Origin of the sequence: uncultured Rikenella sp. (assembly GCF_910577125.1) — a bacterium.
Lineage (GTDB): Bacteria > Bacteroidota > Bacteroidia > Bacteroidales > Rikenellaceae > Rikenella.
Genome location: NZ_CAJTMN010000107.1, coordinates 1 through 6,154 on the forward strand (window position 1 = coordinate 1; position 6,154 = coordinate 6,154).

At 59.9% G+C, this 6,154-nt stretch carries 5 protein-coding genes; 3 read left to right on the plus strand and 2 right to left on the minus strand.

Translation table 11 applies throughout. From position 1 onward, the window contains the following. Positions 1 to 849: 849 nt before the first annotated feature. The gene (locus tag QZ292_RS09055) at positions 850 to 1,050 is read right to left on the minus strand and encodes a hypothetical protein (RefSeq protein WP_294600773.1); all 201 of its coding nucleotides are present in this window, start codon (positions 1,048 to 1,050) and stop codon (positions 850 to 852) included. A gap of 135 nt (positions 1,051 to 1,185) precedes the next feature. On the opposite strand from QZ292_RS09055, the gene QZ292_RS09060 reads away from it, so the two are divergent. The 3 genes from QZ292_RS09060 to pth all read left to right on the plus strand — a co-directional run bounded on the left by QZ292_RS09060 (position 1,186) and on the right by pth (position 5,846). After that, positions 1,186 to 2,745 carry a sugar transporter gene (locus QZ292_RS09060; RefSeq protein WP_294600775.1) on the plus strand — a complete coding sequence of 520 codons (1,560 nt, stop codon included), beginning with the start codon at positions 1,186 to 1,188 and terminating at the stop codon, positions 2,743 to 2,745. Between the two features lie 1,794 nt (positions 2,746 to 4,539). Continuing rightward, positions 4,540 to 5,121 (plus strand): 50S ribosomal protein L25/general stress protein Ctc, encoded by a 582-nt coding sequence (locus tag QZ292_RS09065; protein WP_294600777.1) that lies wholly within the window; start codon positions 4,540 to 4,542, stop codon positions 5,119 to 5,121. A 158-nt stretch (positions 5,122 to 5,279) separates the two neighbouring features. After that, a complete protein-coding gene (gene pth, locus QZ292_RS09070; protein WP_294600780.1) occupies positions 5,280 to 5,846 on the plus strand; it encodes an aminoacyl-tRNA hydrolase in 567 nt (188 codons plus the stop codon). Between the two features lie 105 nt (positions 5,847 to 5,951). On the opposite strand, the gene QZ292_RS09075 is transcribed toward pth, so the two are convergent. Beyond that, positions 5,952 to 6,154, minus strand: a 203-nt coding sequence (locus QZ292_RS09075) for a hypothetical protein (RefSeq protein ID WP_294600782.1), incomplete at its 5' end; no start/stop codon positions are given.

A 6,154-nucleotide genomic window follows, 5' to 3' on the forward strand; every position in this document is an offset into this window, starting at 1 on the left:
AGACACGGCCAGTAAAAGACGCAGTGCGTCCGTTTATTCCGAGAGGCAACGCAACAGAAAACCGTGGGAACGATAGTGTGCGTAGCCGGGGTAGTACTCTGTCGTGCTGAAATGTAAAGCAGTACCGCGATAGTGGTTGCCTGAATTGTGGGATGAGGACGACCAGTTGACTCCGTTGTTCCAAGTGCCGCTCGGCGCACCGGAGGCGTAGTGGCGGCAGCCCGGGGCGGGGTTTGTCGGGCCGGTGCCAGCGTGGGCCCAACAAGCATTGCGAAATTGTGGCCTTACGCCTGGGGTGGTTCCGGCCCGGGCGCCCCTGACGGGGCGCAAACTGGGCATAAAAAATCGTTGGCTGCTTACCCCAAAGCACCTTTGCCCGAATGAAAACCCGTCGGGGGATTTTCAAGGGGGATGCGAGTCCCCCTTGAATGTGCTCTTTGCCTACTTTCTACCACATAGTAGAAAGTAGGGGCCCCCGCGGCCTAAGCGGAACAGAGAGAAGAGATAAACCATCTCCTCGACATTAACAGCCGAACAACGTTAGGTAAATCGGGCTTTATCCGCGCGCCTTACGCGATTCATTCTATTTCGGCTTACGCCAAAATAGTTGAATCGCTTCTTAAGGCGTCGGCGCGCGGTCAAGCTTGGTGCTGTTCTTTGTCCGCGCGCTGGCGGAAATCTTGTTCAAAGCGCAAGTCGCTTTGAACGATTTCCTTTTCCAGCAGTCGCGCGCGGTTGGTTTGAGGGTACTGCCCTCGGGCCGGGCAGGCCCCGCGTGCCCGCGGTGGGCAAATGGCAGTGTCGGCCAATAGGGTAGAGACTGGCAATTGGGAGTGCGGCACGCCCCGTTTATTCCGAGAGGCAACGCAACGGAAGACTGAAGGCACGGCCATGTGCAGCGGCACGCGAATTATGTCCCCCTGTACTCGCAAAAAGAAATATCCCATAGATGCCGCTGACCGAGGCAGAATAGCAGCAGCCGTAATCACCGACGCTCCTCGGCACCCCGTCCGCGTTGTAGCGGAAGCCCGGGGCGGTGCCGCTCGGCACTCGAAAGATGGTCGGTGTCTACCCCAGGCAATCTACAACCGCCCATTTTGCGTATCTTTGTCCCGCGTTCGGGACAGCCCCGGCAACCGGAGCCTCCGCGAATCGCCCTCGTTAGATCCTCATCCGGCCGCCCACATGTCACGCCTCTCCTACAGCTTCAAAAACGCACGCGTCTCCGTCGTGTTCTATCTGCTGGTGTTGGCGCTGAACTTCTTCTCGCGGCGCATCTTCCTCGAAGAGCTCGGCACCCGGCTCGTCGGTCTGACCTCCTCCGTGATGAGCTACGTCGGCTTCCTGAACCTCGCCGACCTCGGCATCGCCACCGCCGTCGCCCAGGTGCTCTACACCCCCCTCTACCGGCGCGACCGGACACAAATTACCGAACTCGTCTCGCTCCTCGGATGGCTCTTCCGGCTCGTCGGAATCGTCATCGCCGCCGCCGGCCTACTTTTCGCCGCCTTTATCCCGTGGATTTTTGCCCGCACCGTAGCCGAGGGGATTCCGCTCGGCACCGTCTACGCCGCCTACCTCACCTTCCTGGCCACCACCCTGATGAGCTACCTGGTCAACTACAAACAGAACCTCCTGATGGCCGACCAGCGGGGATACGTCGTGACCCGGATCTTCAACCTCTCGCTGCTCGCCAAAGTGCTCCTCCAGATGGCCCTGCTCCGGTGGACGTCGGCCGGCTACCTCACCTGGCTCGCCGTCGAGCTCCTGTTCGGCCTCGTGTTCGCCGTGTGGCTCGAACTCGCCCTGCGACGCATCTATCCGTGGCTGCGTACCTCCCTGCGACTCGGGCGGCAGATCGTGCGGAAATACCGCGAAGTCTTCGCCACCACCCGCCGGATCTTCGCCCACCGGATCGCCGGCTTCGCCCTCTACCAGTCCGACGTCATCGTCCTCGGCCAGCTCATCTCGCAGTCCATGGTCTCGTACTACACCAACTACTCGATGATGATCAGCCGTCTGACCTCCTTTATCGGCGGCGCGCTCAACAACAGTTATGCCGGCGTCGGGAACCTCGTCGTCGAGGGCGACCGGCCGAAGATCAAGCTCGTCTTCTGGCAGTTCAATGCCATGTACTTCTGGCTCGGCGGCACCCTCTCCTTCACCTTCTACGAACTGGTCAACCCCTTCATTTCGCTGTGGCTTCCGGCCGGCCGCTACGAACTGTTCGCTCCGCCGGTGGTGCTGATGCTCGTGGCGACCCTCTTCATCGGCCTGATCCGCCAGACCTCCCAGTACTTTCTGAACGCCTACGGCCTTTATCACGACGTGTGGGCCGCCTGGACCGAGGCCGCGCTGAATCTCCTCATCTCGTTCTGGGCTTGCTGGCAGTACGGCGTGGCAGGGGTCGTGGCGGGGACGCTGCTCAGCACCGGCCTCTTCGTTCTCTTTTGGAAGCCCTATTTCCTCTACCGGCGCGGTTTCCGCGAATCCTCGCGGGAGTATTGGCTGACCCTGCTGAAATACCTTTCGATCCTCACCGCCTCATGGCTGCTCTCGGGGGCGATACTCCGCCAGGGCTGGCTTCCGGCGCCCGACACCTGGAGCGCCTGGCTTCTGCAGGCGACGGTCACACCGCTTCTCTTCGGGCTCGTGAGCGGCACGGCGCTCTATTTTTCGTCTCGCGGGATGCGTGCGTTCGTCCGCCTGATCGCCGGCTTCCTGCGCGCCCGGTTCAGGCGGTAGGTGTTTCCAGTGTGCTTTGTTGAGGCGCGCGCCTGAAGCCTGAGTCTTGCGGAGCGTAAGGCGTAGCGCAGCTATCACAAAAGTTTACCTTAAGGTTTCCTCCTTGCGCCTCGGCCATTCAAGTAAATTTGATGGCAACTCGGCTGCTACGTCGGTTTTGGTGCCGCTTTTTTCAACCGACGCTGCCAGCGAGTGCAATGCAAACGTAGTTTGCAAATTGCCGAGCGGCGAGGAGGAACCGAGTAGCGTACTGAGGGCAGAGACCACTTGTGGGCTTTGCCGAGGTAGCACGAGGAAGCCGAAGGCAACGCGTAAGCCAACAAGCGGCAGTTCCATCCGGTTCAAAACTCTCCCGTCGCCCGCCCGCCTGAAGAGGGATTTCGCTCGTTTTGCGGCGAGCAAAATCGAGATGAAATCCCAGCGGGCGACGGCAATAGACGCGGCGGAGCGGGAGCGGAGCCGCAGTGAAGTGGGTACGGGGCAGTGCTTTTGGGGCCGAGAGCGAGTAGCGCGATTCGCAGAATCGCCGGCCTTGTCGCCCAAGCCGCGTAGCGGCTTCGGGGGGAGTGGGCGACAGGCCGAAAGGGGTGGATTTTGGGCCGAGAATTGGGCTGAGCTTTTGCAGTTAGGAGAACCGCGCGGGCCGGACGCCTCCCACCGGGAGGGACGCACAGCGTCTTTTACTGGCAGCCTCTACCCCAGATCACTCCCGGGCGTCCGGCCGCAACGGTGTAGGGTAGGCTGTCATTGGGTAGACCCGGTTATTTCGGCGTGCCCGTGGGCACCGTTTATTCCGAGAGGCAACGCAACTGAAGACAGGTGGCATGGGTATCCTCATAGTTGGGACTGAGTCCCTGTGTGTGAAACCATAGAGTCATTCCCCGGGTATCGCCGTTCGATGAAGACCAGCTGTATCCGTAATAGCCGCCCCCGCCAGATTCTCCTGAACCCGAATGGCGGTAGCCCGGGGCGGGCAAATGGCTACAAAGAATCGTCGGGGGATTTTCAAGGGGGATGTGAGTCCCCCTTGAATGTGCTCTTTGCCTACTTTCTACCACATAGTAGAAAGTAGGGGCCCCCGCGGCCCAAGCGGAACAAAGAAAAGAGAGTGATATAGAGCCCAAAGACGGCCGGCCACCTGACGCTTATCAGGTAAACGAGCTTTCGCGCGCCTTGGAAAATCATATTCAAAAGCGTAACCCGCTTTTGAATATGATTTTCCAGTTAAGGCGACGGCGCGCGGTCGAGCATCGACTGCGCTCAGGCCGCGCAGGCCCCGCGTGCCCGCGGTGGGCAATTGGCCGTGTCTACCCTACGCGCGCCTTGGGAAATCCAGTCAAAACACGCAAGCGAGTTTTGACGATTCCCTTTTTAAGGCGTGGCGCGCGGTGCCTTCGGGCACTCCGAGATGGCCGCCTCTACCCTAACAGGATAGAACTGGCCTCAGGCCGGCCGGGCCCCGCGTGCCCGCGGTGGGCAATTGGCCGCCTCTACCCTAACAGGATGAAACTGCCCTCGGGCCGGGCGGGCCCCACTTGGTAAAGCAAAGAGAACCCTAACAAAACACCCTGTGGGTGCGTGGACGGGCGAAACTGCGTTTCGCTGCGGCCGTGTCGGCACAAAATGCGCAGGTCTGGTATTCTTCCTTGAATAAACCGAAAAAATCACTACCTTTGTCCCCGTTTCGGTCTTGTGCCGCGACACCGACGTGATGGGGGCGATGCTCATTGCCGGGCACCGACTGAGTAGCGTCGGGAAACAAACGATTTTCATAACCAAAAGACTATCAGAGAGATGAAAACGATCGAAATCAAAGGTGCAGCCCGCACCGAATTCGGCAAAAAAGGAACCAACGCAGTGCGCCGGGCAGGGAACGTTCCGTGCGTGATTTACGGCGGGGGGGATACCGTGCACTTCGCCGTGCCCGCCACCGAGTTCAAACAGCTTATTTACACCCCGCATTCTTATATTATCGAATTCGACATCGACGGTAAGAAAGAACGTGCCGTCATGCGTGAAGTCCAGTTCCACCCCGTGAGCGGCGACGTGCTGCACGTAGACTTCTTCCGCGTGGACGAAAAGAAACCCGTGGCAGTCGACCTGCCCGTGGTGCTCACCGGTAACTCCGAAGGGGTGAAGCAAGGGGGTAAACTGATCCTGAGCAAACGCAAACTGCGTGTTTCCGCTTTGGTGAAAGACCTGCCCGACACCGTCGAAGTGGACGTGACCGAGCTCGGCCTCGGGAAGTCGATCTTCGTCGGCGACCTGCATATCCCCGGCCTGGAAATTCTGACCCCGGCCACGACCGCAGTCTGCGCAGTCCGTATGACCCGTGCAGCCCGTGGGGCACAGGCTGCGGCTGCGGCAAGCAAATAGTCCTTTTGCACGCATGGACGGAGGGAGAGACCTCCGGGAATGGATCAAGCGGTTTTCTGCTCTCGCCTGTCGAGGAGCAGGAAACCGCTTTTCATCACCCAGCGGTCTGCCCTTGCGAGAATTTTGCCACTTCCTCACCCCTATCGATACCATTGCTTATGAAATATCTGATCGTCGGCCTCGGCAACATCGGCGCCGAGTATGCCGATACACGCCACAATGCCGGATTCCGGGTGGCCGATGCGTTGGCCTCTGCAGCCGGAGCAACTTTTACCTCAGACCGTTACGGTTCCGTCGCCGTCGTACGCCATCGGGGTCAGGAGCTTGTCGTGCTGAAGCCCTCGACCTACATGAACCTGAGCGGCAAGGCGGTACGCTATTGGATGCAGCACGAGCGGATTCCGTTGGAACGCGTTTTTGTCGTCGTGGACGATATCGCCCTTCCGTTCGGTCACCTTCGGATTCGGAAGAACGGCTCCGACGGCGGCCACAACGGTTTGAAGAGTATCGCCGAGTGCGTCGGGAGTCAGGATTACGGTCGTTTACGGTTCGGCATCGGCGGCGACTTCGCCCGAGGTCAGCAGGTAGACTATGTGCTGGGGCACTGGACGGCGGAAGAATCCGCCGCCCTGCCCGAGCTGACCGACCGTTGCGCCGAAGCCATTCTTTCGTGGGTGACCGAAGGCCCGGATCGCGCCATGAACCGTTTCAACACGAAGAAGTAGGGGCGGGCGCGGGGAAAGAATAGGACGAAGATTTGGGCTGAGGTTGCCGTAGCGATGTGCGGCCGCAGCCTGAATCTTGCGGAGCCTAAGGCGTAGCGTAGCTAATTAAAAGTTCTTTGTGTCGCTTTCTTTCAAGAAAGCGACAGTTCCATCCGGTTCAAAGCTCGACCGTCGCCCGCCCGCGTAAAAGAGGGATTTCGCTCGTTTTGCGGTGAGCAAAATCGAGATGAAATCCCAGCGGGCGACGGCAAATGCGGCGGAGCGATAGCGGAGCCGCAGTGAGGTGGACACGGGGCGGTGCTTGTGGC